The following is an 18242-nucleotide window of genomic DNA, read 5'->3' as shown; positions in this document are numbered from 1 at the left end:
ACGGCGGTCCTCAATGACCGATGTCGATGCGGAAGAGTTCCAGGTCCAGCAGCTCCATCGACATCCGGGGGCGCCCGGTGGCCTTGCGGGAGGCCAGCCTGCGGGCCAGCGGCTGGCTGAGCAAAGCGGCGCGGGCGCGGTCGAACAGGGAGGTGCAGCGGTGGGACAGTCTGGCGTTCATGGCTGGTCGGACTCTTTCGCAAAGGGTTTAAGTCGGCGGCGGCATGGCTCCTGTGAGCAGTTGCGATAAGAATGTCCCGGCACTGTGACAGTTTCTATCGCCCGAAGGTCTAACCCCTACGCCTTTGGGCAGGGAATCGGTCCCTTGTCGCCGCGATCTTCGACCAAAGACGGAGGGAAAGGGCGTCACATCACCACGCCGACCAGCCGGCGCAGGGCGTCGCGCGCCTCGCTGTCCAGAACGGGAACGCCGTTGCGGGCCTCCAGCATGAAGGCGCCGGGATCGGACAAGGTGCGCATGGCGAATCCGGCGACCGTCGGCGGTTCGCTGCTGAGCGGCTGCTGGTCGTAGACGGGGGTGAAGCTGCAGCCGGCGAGCAGCGCACGGATCATCAGCGACTCGTCGGACGTTGCGCCGGCCGCCGGCGTGTTGATGCCGAACAGCAGACGTTCCGCCTCCGCCTCCGTCACCATCCCGCGATCCAGCAGGATGTCGACCATGGCCGAGCTGGTCATCACCGGCGACGCGCGCCCCTTCCAGCAGAAGCGGCCGTCGTCCCAGCCGACATCCAGGCTGCGGAAGATCATGTAGGGTTCGCTGCTGCCGGGGGCGCCGGCCACGATGTAATTCACCCGGACAAGCCCGTTCCATGCCCCGGCCGGCGCAACGATGCAGGACAGCCCGTTGCGGGTCAGGCGCAGGTAGGTGTCGTTGATGCCCGATGGTTCGAAATCAAAAAGCATGGGGTCTTCACCTCGCTGCCACCTGTCACCAAGCTGCCGGGCGGCACGGTGTCGCCGTGGCCCAGCCTGCGTTCGCTTGAGTCAGGTGAGTGGCTCGGGTGCCCGCGCAAACTGTCCATGCGGGCGTCCCCCCTTTGCGCACAAAAGCGAAAGGCGGTAGGCCGTTCCGACGGCCACCGCCTTTCGCGCTCATGCCAAGGTGCTGGCGACCGTCAGTTGGCGGGGCCGAGGAAGACGCTGTCGCGGCTGTTCTTCTCGGCGGTGCCGGTGTCGGACAGCTGGAAGGTCAGGGGAAGGGAGGTGGCGGCGAGCGCCGCGCGCGGGGCCGTCACATAGACGCGGTAGGTGGCGACGCTGTCCGGCTCCGCCGAGATGGTGGCGGTGTGGGCGGCGGACTCATCCTCCGCCTCGCCGATCACCTTGATGTCGGCATTGGGCAGGCCGGCGACGCTGAGGGTGTAGGAGCGGTTCTGCCGGGTCTTGTTGGCGACCTTGAAGGTGTAGGCGTTGCGGATCGACCCGTCGGACAGCGTCACGAACAGCGGGGCGCGGTCGCGCAGAACGGTGATGTTCAGGCTGGGGCGGAGCGCGAAGCTCCAGGCCATCGCACCGCCGATGACCAGCATCATCAGGGCATAGACGATGACGCGCGGACGGGCGAGGCGCCACTGGTAGCTTTTGCCGGAAGCCCGCGTATCCTGGGCGGCCAGCGAATCGAAGGCGATCAGGCGGGTGGGCAGGCCCTGCTGGATCATGATGCTGTCGCAGGCGTCGACGCACAGGCCGCAGTTGATGCAGTCCGACTGCTCGCCGGTGCGGACGTCGATGCCCATCGGGCAGACCTGCACGCACTGGCCGCAGTCGATGCAGTCGCCGAAGCCCTGGGCGCGGCGCTCGTCCCAGCTCTGCGACTTGCGTTTCGGGCCGCGGTTGTCGCCGCGGTCGACCTGATAGGTGACGACCAGCGAATGTTCGTCCAGCATCGCGCTCTGGATGCGCGGCCACGGGCACATGTACATGCACATCTGCTCGCGCGTCCAGCCGGCCATCACATAGGTCATGCCGACGAAGATGCCGAAGAACGACGTCGCCTCGTAGCTGGCCTGGAAGGTGGCCAGATCGTGCAGCAGGGCGGGGGCGTCGGTGAAATAGGCGAGGAAACCGAAGCCGGTGACGAGGCTCAGCGCGATCCAGCCGGCATGCTTGCCGGCCTTGCGCAGGATCTTGCGCATCGTCCAGGGCTGCCTCTCCATGCGGATGCGCTCCGCCCGGTCGCCTTCGAAGACGCGCTCGATCCACACGAACAGGTCGGTCCACACCGTGTGCGGGCAGGCGAAGCCGCACCAGACACGCCCGGCCAGCGCGGTCGCCAGGAACAGGCCCAGCGCCGAGACGATCAGGATGCCGGTGAGGTAGTAAATCTCCTGCGGCCAGATCTCGATCCAGAACAGGAAGAAGCGCGGCGTGGTCAGGTCGAACAGCACCGCCTGGGCCGGCGCATCGGGACCGCGCTCCCAGCGGATCCAGGGGGCGATGAAGAACAGTGCCAGAAGAACGGAGAAGGTGACGGTCTTCAGGCGGCGATAGAGGCCCTTGACCGCCTTCGGATGAATCGTCTTATGGTTTTCGTACAGCGGAACCTTGGCGGGTTGGGCCGAGCCCTGCTGAACGATGCTTCCGTCTGGCATGTCGATGCGCCTGATTTCCGGTTCCACGTTGGCGCGGAGCATAGTCGACCGCCGATGCGGCGCGTTTGACCTCTGTCAAACAACGTCGATATTCCGAAAAGCCCCTTCAGGTCCGAGGCTTTTCACCGGTTCGAGGGATCCGCGTTTCGGGGTCCGTTAATACTGTGCCGGCGGGTCCGTTCACAAGCTCATTGTTGTCGGCTTTCAGCGGTATTACACACAATACTGCTACTATACTGTGCTATATTGCAACAATCAGCACAACGTACCGTCCCAGCTTGCCGACGGTCACCAGCAGCAGGAACAGGCGCAGGTCGACGCGCAGGATGCCGGCGACGAGCGTCAGCGGATCGCCGATCACCGGCACCCAGGCCAGCAGCAGCGACCAGACGCCGAAACGCTGGTACCATCCGGTCGCCCGTTCGACCAGCGGGCGGGAAACCGGGAACCAGCGGCGGTCCTGAAAATGCATCAGATAGCGGCCAAGCGCCCAGTTGATCGTGGAGCCGGCGACATTTCCGACGGTCGCCACCAGAATCAGCAGGCCGTCGTGATAGTTGCCGGATGCATGCAGCCCGGCGAGCAGAAGCTCGGACTGAGCGGGAAAAATCGTCGCGGCCACCAGCGCCACCAGGAACAGGCTGCCATAGGCCGCGACATCCCCCATCATGCAAATCCTTTTCCCGTCAACGGCTTGACTGCCGTACCCCACGACAGGCGCTGGATTAGGCTTCGTGGCCGCGTAAAATCAAGAGGCCTGTCCGCCGGATTTCCTGGGAATCGTCCCGTAATGGCGCTTGCCCGGCAACTTCAGAGATATAAGAATGCGTAAGACAAATCTTTTTGCGTGTCTGAATTTCTGAGTATTCCCGTAATCAATCCTATTTGAAGTAGGGTCTTCGCGCGACTTCGGTGGCTGGCGGACTGAGCGGAGGGAGTAGGCACGGGCATGGGGGAAACCGGGTTCGCCCGTTTCGACGCCGACGAACGTCTGGTGTGGGCCAATGCCGCCTTCGCGGCCCGGTTCGCCGTGGCCGGCGACGCGACGCTGGACGGTCTGCTCGGCAGCCTGCTGGGCGGCGCGATTGCCGACCTGCGCCGCGGCCGGCCGATGATTTCGGGGCTTCCCGACGGCAGCGCCGTCACATTGGCGCTGGGAAGCGGCGGAGCGGGCGAATGGCTGCTGACGGCGGTCGAGGCGGCCGTTGCCGGCATCCCGGCGGAGCGTGGACCGTGGGCGAAGACCAGTTCGGTGCTCGACTGCCTCAGCCAGGGGGTGATGGCCTTCGACCGCGACCTCCGGCTGGTCGCCTGGAACCGGCGTGTGCTGGAACTGCTCTACATCGACCCCGGATTTCCGCGCTACGCCCAGCCTTACGAGGCGGTGGTCCGCCACATCGCGGAGCAGGGCGGCTACGGCCGCGGCAATGTCGACGATCTGGTGGCGCAGCGGCTGCACCATATCCGCAAGGCGCCCTGGCCCTTCTACAACGAGCGTGTCCGGCCCGACGGCGTCATCATCGAGACGGTGACCCTGCCGCTGCCCGACGGTGGATTCGTCACCACCTACACCGACATCACCCGCCGCAAGCAGGCGGAGCGGGAGTTGGCCTCCAGCCGGGACCTGCTGGAACAGGCGATCCGGGCGGCGCGCGAGGGCATCTCGCAATGGGACCTGCACGGCGGGGAGGTGTGGTTTTCCCCGCAATGGTGGGGCCTGCTGGGATATTCCGAAGCGGAAATGGACAATAGCCGCCGCCGCTGGGAGGAGCTGCTCCATCCGCAGGACCGCGACGCCGCGCTGGAGATGGTGGAGGAACTGGCGACCGGCCGCCGGTCGGAGAGCCGCCAGCTTCAGCGTTTCCGCCACCGGTCCGGCCAGACGATCTTCCTGGAAACCCGCGTGCTCGCCGTGGCGGGGAATGACGGCAGGATCGTCCGCATCGTCGGCGCCCACACCGACGTCACCGAAAGCGTCCATGCGGCCGAGGCGGTGCGCGCCGCCAGGGATGAGGCCGAGCGGGCCTTGCAGGATTTGAAGGAGGCGCAGGTCCAGCTGATCCAGGCGGAGAAGATGGCGGCGCTGGGATCGCTGGTGGCCGGCGTGACGCACGAGATCAACACACCGGTCGGCATTGCCCTGACCGGCGCCTCGCTGTTGGCGGAGAAGACCCGTGCCTTGCGGCATCTCTTCGAAGCCGGCAGTCTGCGGCGCGGCGATTTCGCGGATTACATCGACATCGCCGACGAGGCGACGCAGTTGATGCTGCTGAACATCGAGCGCGCCACCCGCCTGATCCAGAGCTTCAAGCAGATCGCCGTGGATCAGGCCAGCGAGGAACGCCGCGTCTTCGAACTGAACCAGTACATCCACGAGATTCTGCGCAGCCTGGGCATGCGCATCCGCCGCAGCGGGCATTCGGTCGAGGTGCGCTGTCCGGATGGCCTGACGCTCGACAGCTACCCCGGCGCTTTCGGCCAGATCCTGACCAATTTCGTCATCAACTCGCTCCTGCACGGCTATGAGCCCGGCGTGCGTGGCCGGCTGACCGTGACGGTCACGGCGACCGGCGGAGAGGTGGAACTGGTCTATTCCGACGACGGGCGCGGCATTCCGGCCGACCTGCACGGCAAAATCTTCGAGCCCTTCTTCACCACCAGCCGCGACCGCGGCGGCAGCGGGCTGGGCTTGAACATCGTCTACACGCTGGTCACACGCACCCTGCGCGGCCGGCTGCGGCTGGAGAGCGAGCCGGGGGCGGGCACCGCCTTCACGCTGCGCTTCCCGCGGGTGACGCCGGCCGATCCGCTGCCGCTGTGAGGCCGGCTTCAGTTGGTGTCGGATGTTTCCGGCATCCAGCCGGCCGGCAGTGTTTCGCGCAGCGCCTGCCGGATGATGGTGGCGAGATGGTCGCCGATCGGGTTCGGCCCCTTGTCGGACCGCAAGAGACGGAGGCCGAGCGACGGAAGCTGCGGCAAGCCGCAGGCGACGGGATCGAGCACGCGCACCGCGGCCGGCCGGCCCACCGGCGTCCTCAGGGCGATGCCGAGCCCCGCCGCCGTCGCCGCCCAGAGGCCGCCCAGGCTCGGGCTGACGAAGGCGATGCGCCAGGCGATTCCCTGCCGGTCGAGATGGTCACAGGCGATGGTGCGCAGCAGGCATGGCGCCTCCAATGCGGCGAGCGGCAGCGGCTCGTTCCCGTCGGCCCGCCAAAGCGGTGCCTCCTCCGCCGCGGTCAGCCAGCACAGCGGCAATGACGCGATCCGCTCGGTGGCCGATGCGCTGCCGTCGTCCCATGCCAGAGCCAGATCGAGATGGCCGGAGGCGATCTTCTCGGACAGCTCGCTGTTGCGGGCGATGCGCCCCTCGATCCGGACCTTTGGGTGGGCGCGGGCAAAGCGGCCGAGAACCTGCGGCAGCACGGTCTCGCCGAAATCCTCCTGGATTCCCAGACGGACCCAGCCCTCCAGCCCCGCGCCGCGAACGGCGCTCATCGCCTCGTCATTCAGGTTCAACAGACGCCGGGCATAGGAGAGCAGTACCTCGCCGCCATCGGTGAGCGTCAGCCCGCGACCCGATTTGCGCACCAGCGCCGTCCCGGCCTGCTCCTCCAGCTTCTTGAGCTGGGCGCTGACCGCCGATGTCGACCGCCCGAGCCTGTCAGCGGCCTGGGCGAAGGATCCGGCGTCGATGCCGGCGACGAAACTGCGCAGCGCATCCATGTCGAGGTTGGTCAGGCGCATTATGAAAATCCCGTAAAACAGGACGATTCATTCAGAATAATCTGATTATCGGGATGATCATCTCCATCCATACTGGGGCTGTCAATCGCTCAAACAGGAGCGGCATGCCATGCCCTTCACACGGATTTCTTTGCTCGCGGGCAAATCACCGGCCTATCTTGCGGCCCTTTCCGACAGTCTGGACCGTGCGCTGGTCGACTGCTTCGAGGTTCCGGAGAATGACCGCTTCGTGGCCATTCATCAGCACCAGCCGCATGAATTGGTCTTCGACCGGACCTATCGCGGCGGCCCGCGCTCGGACGATTTCATCGTCTTTCACATCACCACGGGAAAACTGCGGTCGCCCGAAACCAAGGCTCGTTTTTACCAGCGGCTGGTCGAGACTCTTGCGGCGTCGCCCGGCGTGCGGCCGGAAGACGTGATGATCGTGATCGCGGATTCGACCTTCGAGGATTGGTCTTTCGCATCCGGCGTGTCGGCCGGACTGCCGGCGCAGGAGGCCCGGCCATGACCGGCTACTTTGAAATGCAGATGTCCTGTCCGCCAGCCATGACCGTCCGACGTGCCGGCGACGGTATCGTTGCCGCGCCCGAGGGGATCGCCAACGGCTCCTTCCTCGTCCAGATGCTGCTGTCGAGCCGGACGGAGGGCGAGATGACGGCGATGCGCGCCTTCATCCCGCCGGGCGTCGCGACCCATTGGCACAGCCATCCGTCCGGACAGCTTCTTTTCGCGCTCGACGGTGTCGGCCTCGTGCAGCGCGAGGGCGGCGAGCCGGTCGAGGTCCGCGCCGGGGACGCGGTCTGGTTCGCACCCGGCGAACGCCACTGGCATGGCGCGGCACCGTCCAGCCCATTCAGCTATGTCAGCGTCCAGCCGGTGCGGGACGGCACCGCCGTTCACTGGATGGAAGCCGTCGAGCAAGGGGAGCTTTCCCGATGATCGCCATGCAATACAGCTTCGTGCTGCCCGCCGATTACGACATGGCGATCATCGACCGCCGCATTCGTGAGAAGGGGCCGCTGCTCGACGGCTTTCCACGGCTGCGTTTCAAAGCCTATCTCGCGGCAAGAAAGCAGGATGCCGGCTTTGTCAGTGCGGAAAACCTCTATGCGCCGTTCTATTTGTGGGATGAGCCGGAAGGGATCGACAGTTTTCTTTCCAGTCCGGGTTTTGCGGCACTGACACGCGATTTCGGCTGGCCGTCGGTGCAGACTTGGCTGGTTTGGCATGCGGAACTGACGAAGACTTTGAAAGCCGCGACTTACGCGACCCGCGACATCGCTGCGATAGCCGCCCATTCGGATTTGGCGTCACAGCGGGACAATGCCATCGCGGAGGCAAAGTCGGCGATTGACGCCGGCGCCTTGGCCGCCATTGCCGCGTTCGATCCGACGGGATGGAAGATGACGAAAGTCACGCTCTGGGCCGGGCTGCCGCCGGTGGTGACGGAGACGATGCAACTGTACACCGTCGGGCATGTCTCGCTGCCGAACGAACAATAAAGCGGCGCATCGACGGCGCAGGATCGCTGTAACCAGGGGAGAGTTTGCAGCACATCAGCCGTCCGGAACGGCGGCCCTGCGAAGCATTGATTTCGCAGGGATGGTGGAAGGGGCTGGATTCGAACCAGCGTACGCTAACGCGGGCAGATTTACAGTCTGCTGCCTTTAACCACTCGGCCACCCTTCCATCGGGGCGCTGAGGAGTAGCCTTTCGATAGGGGGGCCGTCAAGACCCTTTTGCACGAAAAACGCAAGCGGAGGCGCGGCAACGAAAGCGGCAAGAAAAAGCCTCCGCCCCACGGGGGGACGGAGGCTTTTCAAAGGGGCTTTTTCAAACCCGCTTTTTCAAAAGTCCGCTCAGTTCGGGCGGCGCGAGGCCCGATGCGCGGGGATCGGGATCGGGCGGATCGCCTGTTCCTCGCGGCGGCTGGCCGACATGTCGATTTCCACGCGGGCCAGGGCCTTGCGCAGTTCATGCACAGTGTCGGACAGGGACTGGATCGTCGCCTCGCTCGGCTGCTGACGCCAGCCGCGATAGGCGGAGATGCAGGCCTTGGCGGTGTCGCGCAGGCGGCCTTCGATCGCATCCACCGGCGGGGTCGGCTGGCCGGGAGCCCGCGGGGCCTCCGGCGCGGCGGCCACCGGTGCGGCCGGAGCCGGCGTGGCGGCAGGGGCCGCCGGAGCGGCTTCCGGACGGTTCAGGCGCAGCGTTTCCGTCGGCGCCGGAGCGGGCGCCGGGGCCGCTGCCGGTGCTTCGGCCGGGGCCGGTTCGGCAGCCGGTTCCGGCCGGGAGGCGCGGGTCAGCGTGGTCCGACCGGTGCGGCCGGCGGCGCGGCGCGGTTCGGCCGGGGCCTCGGCAGCCGGTGCCGGGGCGGGTTCGGCGGGAGCGGCCACCGGCGTTTCGGCCGGCGTCTCCGGGGCAGCCGCCGTCACCGGAGCGGCGGCTTCGCCAGCCGTGTCCGCGTCGGCGGACGTGCCGGCGTCGGCGGTCTGCGCATCGTCCTGCGCATCACCGGAGACGGCATCGCCCTGGCCGCTCGCGGCCTCCGCCTTCTTGATGATGTAGGAGATCGCACTGGGGGTGCATTCGAATTCGCGTGCGATGGCCGAAAGGGTTGCACCGCTGCGGTAGCGATCAAGAATTTGGGGCCACGCCGACTGCGGAATGCGCCCACGCTTCTTGGGAGACTCCGGTTCGCTCCCGGTTTCTGAGTTCATTATATCGCTCGGTTGCCAAAGTGAATTTTCAGTCATTCGTCAGCATGTCCACCCGAACCGCACGCTTCGGACGCGGGACCACGCGGGCGCGTGCGTCAGCAGCATCGAGGCTTCACGCTGGCGGGCGATGTTTTCGGTATGGATGACTATCGGAAACTCTTCTCAAAAATGCCAGCATAACTTTGCACGGAATTGTGATTTTGTATCCGTTGTCCCAACTGGGCACGATGCTTGGTGGAAGGCCTGCGGTTTTAAAAACTGCGGACAACCGGAAACCCAGGGTGGAACGAATCCGTCGCCGGCATCTCCCGGTCGCCGGATTATTGAAAAATGCGATGGACCCCTGACGGGGGGTTCCGTGTTTGCAGTTTCAGAACAAACCCGACCGGGGCCTGCCATTCAATAGCTTCTGGGGTTTCTGGCCCAGGGTCTTTTGAAGAACCGTTGGTCGCGACTCTTCGGCGTTTGCCAAACCGTTTTCTGCGGAGACCGTCCATGCCGCATGCGCCCGTGCCGCGTTCGTACCCGATCTTCCGACGCCTTCCGGCCGCGGCGCTGTGCGCGTTGCTGTCCGGCGCGGTGTTTTTGCCGGCGCTGCCGGCCGCAGCCCAGGACGCGCCCGCCGTCGGGGCACAGCCGGGGGCGAGCAGAACATACGCGCCGCCGTCCTTCCGCGACCTTGCCCGCACGCAGATCGACACCGTCGTCAACATCTCCAGCACCCAGGCGCCCCAGCCCTCGGCGGGTGGCGGCCGGCTGCCGGAAGGGATGGACATTCCACCCGGCTCGCCGCTGGAGGAGTTCTTCCGCGAATTCCGCAACCGGCAGAGGGGCGGCCAGGGCAACCGCTCGCCGGAAAGCGGGCCGAACGGCGGTCCGCAAGGTGGCGGTCCGCAAGGTCTGCCGAGCATGGCGCTCGGCTCCGGCTTCATCATCGATCCGTCGGGCCTGATCGTCACCAACAACCATGTCGTTTCCGATGCGGCCGAAATCGCCGTCACCCTGCATGACGGCACCAAGCTGCCGGCCAGGCTGGTGGGGTCGGACGCGCCGACCGATCTCGCCCTGCTGAAGGTCGAGAGCGCCAAGCCGCTGACCGCCGCCCATTGGGGCGACAGCGAAGCGGTGGAGGTCGGCGATTGGGTGGTCGCCATCGGCAACCCCTTCGGCCTCGGCGGCTCGGTGACCGCCGGCATCCTGTCGGCCCGCGCCCGCGACATCCAGCAGGGCCCCTATGACGAGTATCTGCAGACCGACGCCGCCATCAACCGCGGCAATTCCGGCGGTCCGCTCTATGACGCCGGCGGTGCGGTGATCGGCATCAACACCGCGATCTATTCGCCGACCGGCGGATCGGTCGGCATCGGCTTCGCCATCCCGTCCTCGCTGGCCAAGCCGATCATCGACCAGTTGAAGGACGGCGGAAAGGTGCGCCGCGGCTGGCTGGGCGTCCAGGTCCAGCGGGTGACGCCGGACATCGCCGAAAGCCTGGGCGTGGAGGGCTCCGGCGGCGCTTTGGTCACCAGCATCTCGCCCGACAGTCCCGCCGCCTCGGCCGGCCTGCGCCAGGGCGACGTCATCACCGCCTTCAACGGCGATCCCTTGGAGCAGATGCGCCAGCTTCCCCGCCTCGTCGCCTCCACGCAGATCGGCCGCACCGTGCCGATGACCCTGCTGCGCGGCGGCAAGCAGCAGTCGATCCAGGTCACCGTCGGCGAACTGCGCGACGAGCCGCAGCAACTGGCGATGTCGGGATCGAGCGGCGCCCCCCGTTCCGCCCAGCCGGAGGAAAGCAAGTCGGCGCTCGGCCTGAAGTTGGCTCCCTTGACCCCCGGCCTGCGCGAGACCTTCGCCATCGGCGAGGATGTGGACGGCCTGGTGGTCACCGAGGTCGACCGCGACAGCGCGGCCTCGCAGCGCGGGCTCGACCTCGGCGACGTGATCGTGGAGGCCGGGCAGGAACCGGTGGCGACCGCCGCCGATCTGGAAACCCGCATCGCCAAGGCCAAGGAACAGGGGCGCAAGACCCTGCTGATGCTGGTCAGCCGCGCTGGCGACCTGCGCTATGTGCCGCTGCCGCTGGTCCCCGAGACCGGTGGCAAGAAGGGGTAATCCGGCCTCCATATCTGTGTATCGGACGGAAGCGGAGATCTGCCCCGCTTCCGTCTCATCCTTTTCCGCTACCGTTCGCCGCGCCGCGAGAGTAATTTGCCGCCCGTTTGGCGAATGGGATGGCAAACCGTGAGCATTTATCCGGAGAGCGGCCAGCCGGTGCGGCTGTCGGTCGTTGTCCCCGTTTTCAACGAGGCCGAGAACGTGCTGCCCCTGCTCGAAGAGATCGAGCGGGCACTGATTCCGGTCGGCGGTTTCGAGGTCATCTTCGTCGACGACCAGTCCGACGACGATACCCAGGCGCGTCTTGCCCCGGCGGTCGAAGCCGGCCGGCTGCGCGTGCTGCGCCATGTCCAGCGCTCCGGCCAGAGTGCGGCGGTGCGCAGCGGCGTCAAGGCGGCGCGCGGCGAGTTCGTGGTGACGCTCGACGGCGACGGCCAGAACGATCCGGCCGACATTCCGGCGCTGTTCGCCCTGGTGTCGACGGGCGAGGCGGGAGCGCCGGTGCTGGTCGGCGGCTTGCGCAAAAAACGGCAGGACACGCTGTCGAAGCGCTGGGCCTCGAAGATCGCCAATGCGGTGCGCCAGTCCTTCCTGCAGGACGGCTGCACCGACAGCGGCTGCGGGCTGAAGCTGTTCCGTCGCGACGCCTTCCTCGACCTGCCCTTCTTCGGGGCGATGCACCGGTTCCTGCCGGCGCTGTTCCGCGCCCACGGCCACCCGGTGGCCTATGTGCCGGTGAACCATCGCCCGCGCGAACGCGGCGTGTCAAAATACAACAACTGGCGGCGCGGGCTGATCGGCGTGGTCGATCTGCTGGGCGTGTATTGGCTGAAGCGGCGGACGAAGATGTCGCCGGTCTCCGAACGCCTCTGACGTCTTTCAAAGCCGATCGACCTTCACAGCGACCCATTCGGTACAGGATTCAACGATGCTAGAGCGCGCCGCAGCGTGGTTCCAGGGGCAAAGCACCACCGACCTGATCTGGGTCGGCATCGGCTTTTTCGCCCAGCTGATGTTCACCATGCGCTTCATCGTGCAGTGGATCGCCAGTGAAAAGGCGCGCCGCAGCGTGGTGCCGGAGATGTTCTGGTACTTCTCGCTGGGCGGCGGCGTCATGCTGTTCGCCTATGCCTTCTACCGCTTCGACCCGGTCTTCATGCTGGGGCAGGGGATGGGCTTGGTGATCTACGCCCGCAACGTCTATTTCGTCTGGTCGCACAAGAAGTCGCAGGTCACCGGCGACGCGGTGCCGAGCAAGCCGTGACCGCAGCGTCCTCGCCGCAAGGCCATCTGCCGGCCAGCCGTCAGCCTGCCAGCCGCTTGCCGATCTGGGCCTATGCGCTGCTGGCGTTGATCGCGGCGGTGCTGTTCCTGCCGGGCTTCACCGTGCTGCCGCCCTTCGACCGGGACGAGGCGCGCTTCGCCCAGGCATCGTCGCAGATGCTGGACAGCGGCAACTATGTCGACATCCGCTTCCAGGACGAGACGCGCTACAAGAAGCCGGTCGGCATCTACTGGCTGCAGACCGCCGCGACCGCCGCCGCCGATGCGGTGCGCGGGATTCCGGTCGGCACCGACAAGGTCATCTGGACCTACCGCATCCCCTCGTTCCTGGGCGCCATCCTGGCCGTTCTCGCCAGCGCCTGGGCGGCGGCCCGGCTGTTCGGCGGCCCGGCCGGCTTCATCGCCGGGCTGATGATGGCCTCCTGCGTCGTGCTGGGGGTCGAGGCGCGGATGGCCAAGACCGATGCCGTGCTGCTCTCCACCGTGGTGATCGGGCAGGCGGTGCTTGCCCAGCTCTATCTCGGCCGCCGCGGGCCGGTCCCCGCCGGGCGCGCTGCCTGGGTGGCTCCGCTTATCTTCTGGATCGCCGCCGGCATCGGCGTGCTGGTCAAGGGGCCGATGGTCCTGCTGGTATCCGGCAGCACCGCGTTGGTGCTGGCCCTGTGGGACCGGGAGGCCGGGTGGCTGAAGCGGCTGAAGCCGCTGGCCGGGCTCGGCATCGTCGTCGCCATCGCCGCCCCCTGGCTGATCGCCATCGCCATCAAGAGCAAGGGCGCCTTCTTCGCCGAATCCGTAGGCCACGACATGCTGGGCAAGGTGTCGGGCGGGCAGGAGGGCAAGGGGCTGCCGCCCGGCTATTACCTCGGCACCTTCTGGGTGACCTTCGCCCCCTGGTCGCTGCTGGCCCTGCTGGCCGTTCCCTGGGTGTGGGCGCGCCGCCGGCTGGACGCCGTGCGTTTCTGCATCGCCTGGATAATCCCGAGCTGGCTGGTGTTCGAGGCGGTGCCGACCAAGCTCCTGCACTACACCCTGCCGGTCTTCCCGGCCATCGCCGCCATTGCCGCGGCGGCCCTGATCGACGGTTTCGACCGCAGCCGTGAAAAGCCGCGCCGCTGGCTGGTCGCCGCCGCGGTGGCGCTGGGCGTGATCGGTTTCGGCGCCCTGACGCTGGCGGTGGCGGTGATCTCCTGGCTGGTCGATGGCCGGATCGATCCGGTCGGGGTGGCGCTGGTGCCGGCGGTCGGTGGACTCTTCGCGCTCGCCCTGCGCTCGCTTCTGCGCGGGGAGCGGCGGAGCGGGCTTGCCGCCGGGGTCGCTGCCGCGGCGCTGCTCTATGCCGGGACCTATGCCGCCGTGCTGCCGAACATCGACGGCGTCTGGGTCAGCCGTCAGGCCGCCCGCGCGGTGGCGCAGGTCCGGCCCTGCCCGGACAGCGTGGTGGCGATCGCCGGCTATTCGGAGCCGAGTTTGGTCTTCCTGCTCGGCACGCCGACCAGGCTGGTGCACGGGGCCGGGGCCGCCGCGCATCTGACGGCGGACCGCGCCTGCGGGCTGGCCCTGGTGGAGGACCGCGAGGCGCCGGCCTTCCTCGACAGCCTGGGCACCGCCACGCCGCTGCCGCTGGCCGAGCTGTCGGGCTTCAACTACAACACCGGCAAGCGGCTGCACCTGACGCTCTACCGCCTGCCGGCTTCCTGACGGAATAGGCCCGGCGCCGTATCGTAAGGCGGGACCTATGCCCCGCTTGGGCATGCGGCGACCGGGGTGGGTAACGCGCCTCCGCATTGGACGGCGCGGGTGCTTTGCGTTCGACTGCCCCTTCCGATCCGTTTTCCCGGACGAAAGGTATCTGTTCGATGACCCGCGTTGCCTTCTCCGCCGATACCGCCATCCGGACCGCCGTCGCCGCCGCTCTGGCGGTGATGACGCTGTCGCTGCCGGCCCACGCCCAGAAGCAGGAGTATGCGCCCTGGGTGTACGACCAGATGGTCCCGACCGGCCCGCTGCTGCGCAACCTGGATCAGGCCCAGCCGCTGCCCGGCCCGGCGCCGTCCCATTGGGGGGCGATGAAGGCGGGCAAGGACCGGGCCGGCATGGCGCATTACGGAACCGACGTGAAGCGGACCGACAAGCACTATTCCGCCTCGCATTCGCTGACGCCGCCGCCGGTGGATCCCGCCGCCGCCAAGCGCGTGATGGCCGCGCCGCGCAGCGCCGACGCTCCGCCTGTGCCGCGAACCGCGCGCCGGGACTGAGAAAAGCGGCTTACCCGGCTGATGGTTCCGGCGGCATTTCTCCCGGCCGCCACAGCCATGCCGCACCGCGCACGCCACTGGAATCGCCGTGGCGGGCGCGGCGCACCGGCGTGTCCAGCCGGTCGCTGAAGGCCCAGGGCTGCATCGCCGTCGGCAGCCGGTCATACAGCAATTCCGCGTTCGACAGGCCGCCGCCCAGCACGATGACGTCGGGGTCCAGCAGGTTGGCGACCGCCGCCAGACCGCGGGCGAGCCGGCCGACCAACCGGTCCGCCGTCGCCCGGCACCCGGCATCGCCGGCCGACGGGTCGGCGGCGCGGGTCAGGATGGCCGCGGCGTCCAACGTCTCGCCGGTCGCCGCGAAATGGTCGGCCGCGACCGCCGGTCCGGACACGAAATTCTCCAGGCAGCCCTGCTTGCCGCAATAGCAGGCCGGTCCCGGCCGCTCATCGTCGGTCGGCCAGGGCAGTGGGTTGTGGCCCCATTCCCCGGCGATGGCGTTGCGCCCGCCCAGCACCCGGCCGTGAACGACGATGCCAGCGCCGCAGCCGGTGCCAAGGATGGCCGCGAACACCACGCCGCAGCCGGCACCGGCGCCGTCGGTCGCCTCCGACACCGCAAGGCAGTTGGCGTCGTTCTCGATCCGCACCGGCCGGGAGAGCGCCCGGGTCAGGTCGCGCGTGAAGTCGCGCCCGATCAGCCACGTGGAATTGGCGTTCTTCACCAGCCCGGTCGCAGGGGAGATGGCGCCCGGAATGCCCAATCCCACCGTCGCTCTTCCGCCGGCAGGGATTTCCCGTTCCAGCCGGGCCACCAGATCGCGGATGGTCGCGACGGTGCCGTCGTAATCGCCTTTCGGCGTCGGAACTCTATGGCGTGCCAGCTGGTTTCCCTGACGGTCGAGCAGAATCCCTTCGGTCTTGGTGCCGCCCAGATCGATGCCGATGCGGTGCCCGCTCCGGTACTCTGTCGCGCTCCCTGTTCCGGCCGATTGCGATCCGGTGGCTGCCATGCCTTGTCACCTGTCCGACTGTGCTCTGCCAATCCATAGCGTCGCCGGCCCGGTCCCGTCCAGCGACGCACACTCCCTCTCTCCGAAGGGAGAAGCCCCTTCGGTCATCCGGCGTTGCCTGCCCGCCGCGCCGATGGGACAAAACGCAAGCATCGGCCAAATCCCATTGACCCGTCACGGCGTTCGGGTAGAAGGTCGCCGACTGTCGGGCAATGCCGTTTCCCGCCCGAACCCGTCCTGTCGTACCGCGCCACCGGAGCCCCTGATGAGTCGCCAGCGCGCCGCCCTCCGCCATTCCCTCAAAGCCCTGACCGGCGCCGCCGTCCTCGGCGCGCTGCTCGCCCTGCCGGCGTCCGCCGGCGCTGCCGCCAAGGAGCCGGCGAAGCCGCCCGCCGCCAAGGCTGCGCGCCCGGCGAAGTCCAGCGCCCCGGCCACGCCCGCCTGCTACAACCGCGCCGAGCATGCGGCCGAGCAGCTGATGCGCATGCACACCGAGATGATGGTGGTCGGCCTGACCTGCCGCACGGTCATGCCGGACAAGAAGCCGTTCGACCTGTACCAGGATTTCTCGGTCAAGAACCGCGCCCTGCTGTCCAGCTCGGAAGCGTCGCTGATCAGCTTCTACAAGCGCTCGGGCGCCGGCGGCAACGCCACCCGGCAGTTCGACATGTTCCGGACGGAGCTGGCGAACGAGATCAGCCGCCGCGCCGCGACCATCGGCATCCCGCAATATTGCGCCAACTTCGTCGACCGCTCGGTCGCCGCGAAGGACCTGACGGGGGACGACCTGCGGACCCTGACCAGCGACGAGAAGAATGCCGGCCTGATGCATCTGGCCAGCCGTCCGCTCTGCGACGTGAAGGTGGTCAGCAATCCCGACCCCGTCTTCGCCGTCGCCTCGGCCGCGCCCGCTCCGGCAGCATCGAAGACCACGACCGCCAAGGCGAAGCCGGCCAAGGCCGCCGCTCCGGCCAAGCCGAAGCAGAAGGTCGCCGCCGCCCCGACCAAGCAGTCCGTCGCCGTTCGCTGATCTTCCAGCGGTTTGCGTCGTCTTGCAGAACGCCCTGCCGGCAACCGCCGGTGGGGCGTTTCGCGTTTCCGGCCCTTGCCCTTCGCCGCGACGCATGCGGACAACACAAATCTGTCTTGCAAAAATCCGTCAGGCTGGTACTACCGAAAAGGTCAGGAGGGGCACTTGCCGGACGGCCCGGCCGGATCGCAGGAGCCGCCCCCGAACAGGAAAAATCTTGGTCCGTCAGACCAATAGACGGAATTCCGGATGATACGGCATTCCGTTTGGTGACCGGATGGGCTGCACCAGACAGAGTGCACCAGACAGGGGGGCTGCTGTTGCGAGACCGGTGTGCCGAGTGTGCCCGTGCCGCCGCACCCTGCCTTTGCGCCGCGCTGAAGGTGGGATGAGGATATGGAATATTTTCTTCAGCAATTGATCAACGGCTTGTCGCTTGGAGCGATCTACGGCCTGATCGCGATCGGCTACACGATGGTGTACGGCATCATCGGGATGATCAACTTCGCCCATGGCGAGATTTACATGATCGGCTCCTTCGTGGCGCTACGATGGTGTACGGCATCATCGGGATGATCAACTTCGCCCATGGCGAGATTTACATGATCGGCTCCTTCGTGGCGCTGATCACCTTCCTGGCCATCGGCGCGCTCGGCATCACCTGGGTGCCTTTGGCGCTGCTGATCATGCTGCTCGCCTCCATGCTGTTCACCAGCGTCTATGGCTGGACGGTCGAGCGCATCGCCTACCGGCCGCTGCGCTCCTCGCCGCGTTTGGCGCCGCTGATCTCCGCCATCGGCATGTCGATCTTCCTGCAGAACTACATCCAGATCCTCCAGGGCGCCCGCTCCAAGCCGTTGCAGCCCATCCTGCCCGGCAACCTCACCCTGATGGACGGCGCCGTCTCCGTCAGCTACGTCCGCCTCGCCACCATCATCATCACGCTCGTCCTCATGGTCGGCTTCACCATGCTGATCAACCGCACCTCGCTCGGCCGTGCCCAGCGCGCCTGCGAGCAGGACAAGAAGATGGCGGGGCTCCTCGGCGTCAACGTCGACCGCGTCATCTCGCTGACCTTCGTCATGGGCGCCGCACTCGCCGCCGTCGCCGGCATGATGGTGCTGCTGATCTATGGCGTCATCGACTTCTACATCGGCTTCCTGGCGGGCGTGAAAAGCTTCACCGCCGCCGTGCTCGGCGGGGTCGGCTCGCTGCCCGGCGCCATGCTCGGCGGTGTCGTCATCGGCCTGATCGAGGCCTTCTGGTCCGGCTATGTCGGCTCCGAATGGAAGGACGTCGCAACCTTCTCCATCCTCGTCCTCGTCCTGATCTTCCGGCCCACCGGCCTGCTCGGCCGGCCCGAGATCGAGAAGGTGTAAGCGCCATGACCACGCACTCCAACACCCTCTCCGCCGGACGCACCGCCCCGCGCGGCGTCGATTGGGCCGCCACCGTCAAGGACGCCGG

General features: G+C 67.2%; 17 protein-coding genes, 1 tRNA gene and 1 pseudogene. 11 read left to right on the top strand and 8 right to left on the bottom strand.

Features of this window, described 5'->3' with window-relative positions:
• Positions 1-10 precede the first annotated feature (10 nt).
• The 4 genes from CRT60_RS36395 to CRT60_RS04690 all read right to left on the bottom strand — a co-directional run bounded on the left by CRT60_RS36395 (position 11) and on the right by CRT60_RS04690 (position 3282).
• Entirely contained in the window at positions 11-181 is a 171-nt protein-coding gene (locus CRT60_RS36395; protein ID WP_167421620.1) for a hypothetical protein, read from the bottom strand.
• A 185-nt stretch (positions 182-366) separates the two neighbouring features.
• Positions 367-924: a hypothetical protein gene (locus CRT60_RS04700; protein ID WP_098735293.1), complete on the bottom strand. Its 558-nt coding sequence runs from the start codon at positions 922-924 to the stop codon at positions 367-369.
• A gap of 212 nt (positions 925-1136) precedes the next feature.
• Complete coding sequence (ccoG, locus tag CRT60_RS04695; protein WP_244592269.1) at positions 1137-2612, bottom strand: cytochrome c oxidase accessory protein CcoG; 1476 nt, start codon at positions 2610-2612, stop codon at positions 1137-1139.
• A gap of 241 nt (positions 2613-2853) precedes the next feature.
• Complete coding sequence (locus tag CRT60_RS04690; RefSeq protein WP_423319551.1) at positions 2854-3282, bottom strand: YqaA family protein; 429 nt, start codon at positions 3280-3282, stop codon at positions 2854-2856.
• A gap of 279 nt (positions 3283-3561) precedes the next feature.
• On the opposite strand from CRT60_RS04690, the gene CRT60_RS04685 reads away from it, so the two are divergent.
• Positions 3562-5433, top strand: a complete 1872-nt coding sequence (locus tag CRT60_RS04685; protein WP_098735291.1) for a PAS-domain containing protein — start codon at positions 3562-3564, stop codon at positions 5431-5433.
• 8 nt (positions 5434-5441) lie between these two features.
• On the opposite strand, the gene CRT60_RS04680 is transcribed toward CRT60_RS04685, so the two are convergent.
• Positions 5442-6356, bottom strand: coding sequence for a LysR substrate-binding domain-containing protein (locus CRT60_RS04680; RefSeq protein ID WP_098735290.1), 915 nt, complete (start codon positions 6354-6356; stop codon positions 5442-5444).
• Positions 6357-6465: 109 nt separating this feature from the next.
• On the opposite strand from CRT60_RS04680, the gene CRT60_RS04675 reads away from it, so the two are divergent.
• Genes CRT60_RS04675 through CRT60_RS04665 form a run of 3 tightly spaced genes read left to right on the top strand, consistent with a single transcriptional unit; the run spans position 6466 to position 7861 of the window.
• Positions 6466-6867, top strand: coding sequence for a tautomerase family protein (locus CRT60_RS04675; RefSeq protein ID WP_098735289.1), 402 nt, complete (start codon positions 6466-6468; stop codon positions 6865-6867).
• A complete protein-coding gene (locus CRT60_RS04670) occupies positions 6864-7298 on the top strand; it encodes a cupin domain-containing protein (RefSeq protein WP_098735288.1) in 435 nt (144 codons plus the stop codon). The genes CRT60_RS04675 and CRT60_RS04670 overlap by 4 nt, the downstream gene beginning before the upstream one ends.
• Positions 7295-7861: a DUF4865 family protein gene (locus CRT60_RS04665; RefSeq protein WP_098735287.1), complete on the top strand. Its 567-nt coding sequence runs from the start codon at positions 7295-7297 to the stop codon at positions 7859-7861. The genes CRT60_RS04670 and CRT60_RS04665 overlap by 4 nt, the downstream gene beginning before the upstream one ends.
• Before the next feature lie 101 nt (positions 7862-7962).
• On the opposite strand, the gene CRT60_RS04660 is transcribed toward CRT60_RS04665, so the two are convergent.
• Both CRT60_RS04660 and CRT60_RS04655 read right to left on the bottom strand, forming a co-directional pair.
• Positions 7963-8048, bottom strand: a tRNA-Tyr gene (locus tag CRT60_RS04660).
• 170 nt (positions 8049-8218) lie between these two features.
• On the bottom strand, positions 8219-9079 hold the full coding sequence (locus tag CRT60_RS04655; protein ID WP_098735286.1) for a hypothetical protein: 861 nt from the start codon (positions 9077-9079) through the stop codon (positions 8219-8221).
• Between the two features lie 495 nt (positions 9080-9574).
• Between CRT60_RS04655 and CRT60_RS04650 the strand changes: the two genes are divergently transcribed.
• From CRT60_RS04650 to CRT60_RS04630, 5 genes are all read left to right on the top strand, one after another.
• Positions 9575-11191 carry a DegQ family serine endoprotease gene (locus CRT60_RS04650; RefSeq protein WP_098735285.1) on the top strand — a complete coding sequence of 539 codons (1617 nt, stop codon included), beginning with the start codon at positions 9575-9577 and terminating at the stop codon, positions 11189-11191.
• A 114-nt stretch (positions 11192-11305) separates the two neighbouring features.
• Positions 11306-12067 (top strand): glycosyltransferase family 2 protein, encoded by a 762-nt coding sequence (locus CRT60_RS04645; protein WP_098735284.1) that lies wholly within the window; start codon positions 11306-11308, stop codon positions 12065-12067.
• Positions 12068-12122: 55 nt separating this feature from the next.
• On the top strand, positions 12123-12458 hold the full coding sequence (locus CRT60_RS04640; protein ID WP_098735283.1) for a lipid-A-disaccharide synthase N-terminal domain-containing protein: 336 nt from the start codon (positions 12123-12125) through the stop codon (positions 12456-12458).
• Positions 12455-14176 (top strand): ArnT family glycosyltransferase, encoded by a 1722-nt coding sequence (locus tag CRT60_RS04635; RefSeq protein WP_098735282.1) that lies wholly within the window; start codon positions 12455-12457, stop codon positions 14174-14176. Before CRT60_RS04640 ends, CRT60_RS04635 begins: the two co-directional genes overlap by 4 nt.
• Before the next feature lie 158 nt (positions 14177-14334).
• Positions 14335-14733: a hypothetical protein gene (locus CRT60_RS04630; RefSeq protein ID WP_098735281.1), complete on the top strand. Its 399-nt coding sequence runs from the start codon at positions 14335-14337 to the stop codon at positions 14731-14733.
• Positions 14734-14743: 10 nt separating this feature from the next.
• Here CRT60_RS04630 and CRT60_RS04625 read toward each other — a convergent pair whose 3' ends face one another.
• Entirely contained in the window at positions 14744-15745 is a 1002-nt protein-coding gene (locus CRT60_RS04625; protein ID WP_098735280.1) for an ROK family protein, read from the bottom strand.
• Between the two features lie 265 nt (positions 15746-16010).
• On the opposite strand from CRT60_RS04625, the gene CRT60_RS04620 reads away from it, so the two are divergent.
• Together CRT60_RS04620 and CRT60_RS04615 are read left to right on the top strand one after the other, a co-directional pair.
• Complete coding sequence (locus tag CRT60_RS04620; RefSeq protein ID WP_244592268.1) at positions 16011-16775, top strand: hypothetical protein; 765 nt, start codon at positions 16011-16013, stop codon at positions 16773-16775.
• 396 nt (positions 16776-17171) lie between these two features.
• Positions 17172-18154 (top strand): annotated as a pseudogene (locus CRT60_RS04615) (ABC transporter permease subunit).
• The last annotated feature ends 88 nt before the right edge of the window (positions 18155-18242 follow it).

The sequence above is a fragment of the Azospirillum palustre genome (assembly GCF_002573965.1).
In the GTDB taxonomy this organism is placed as follows: domain Bacteria; phylum Pseudomonadota; class Alphaproteobacteria; order Azospirillales; family Azospirillaceae; genus Azospirillum; species Azospirillum palustre.
Note: the sequence above shows the minus strand (reverse complement) of the source record. Positions and strands in the feature narration are given on the sequence as shown.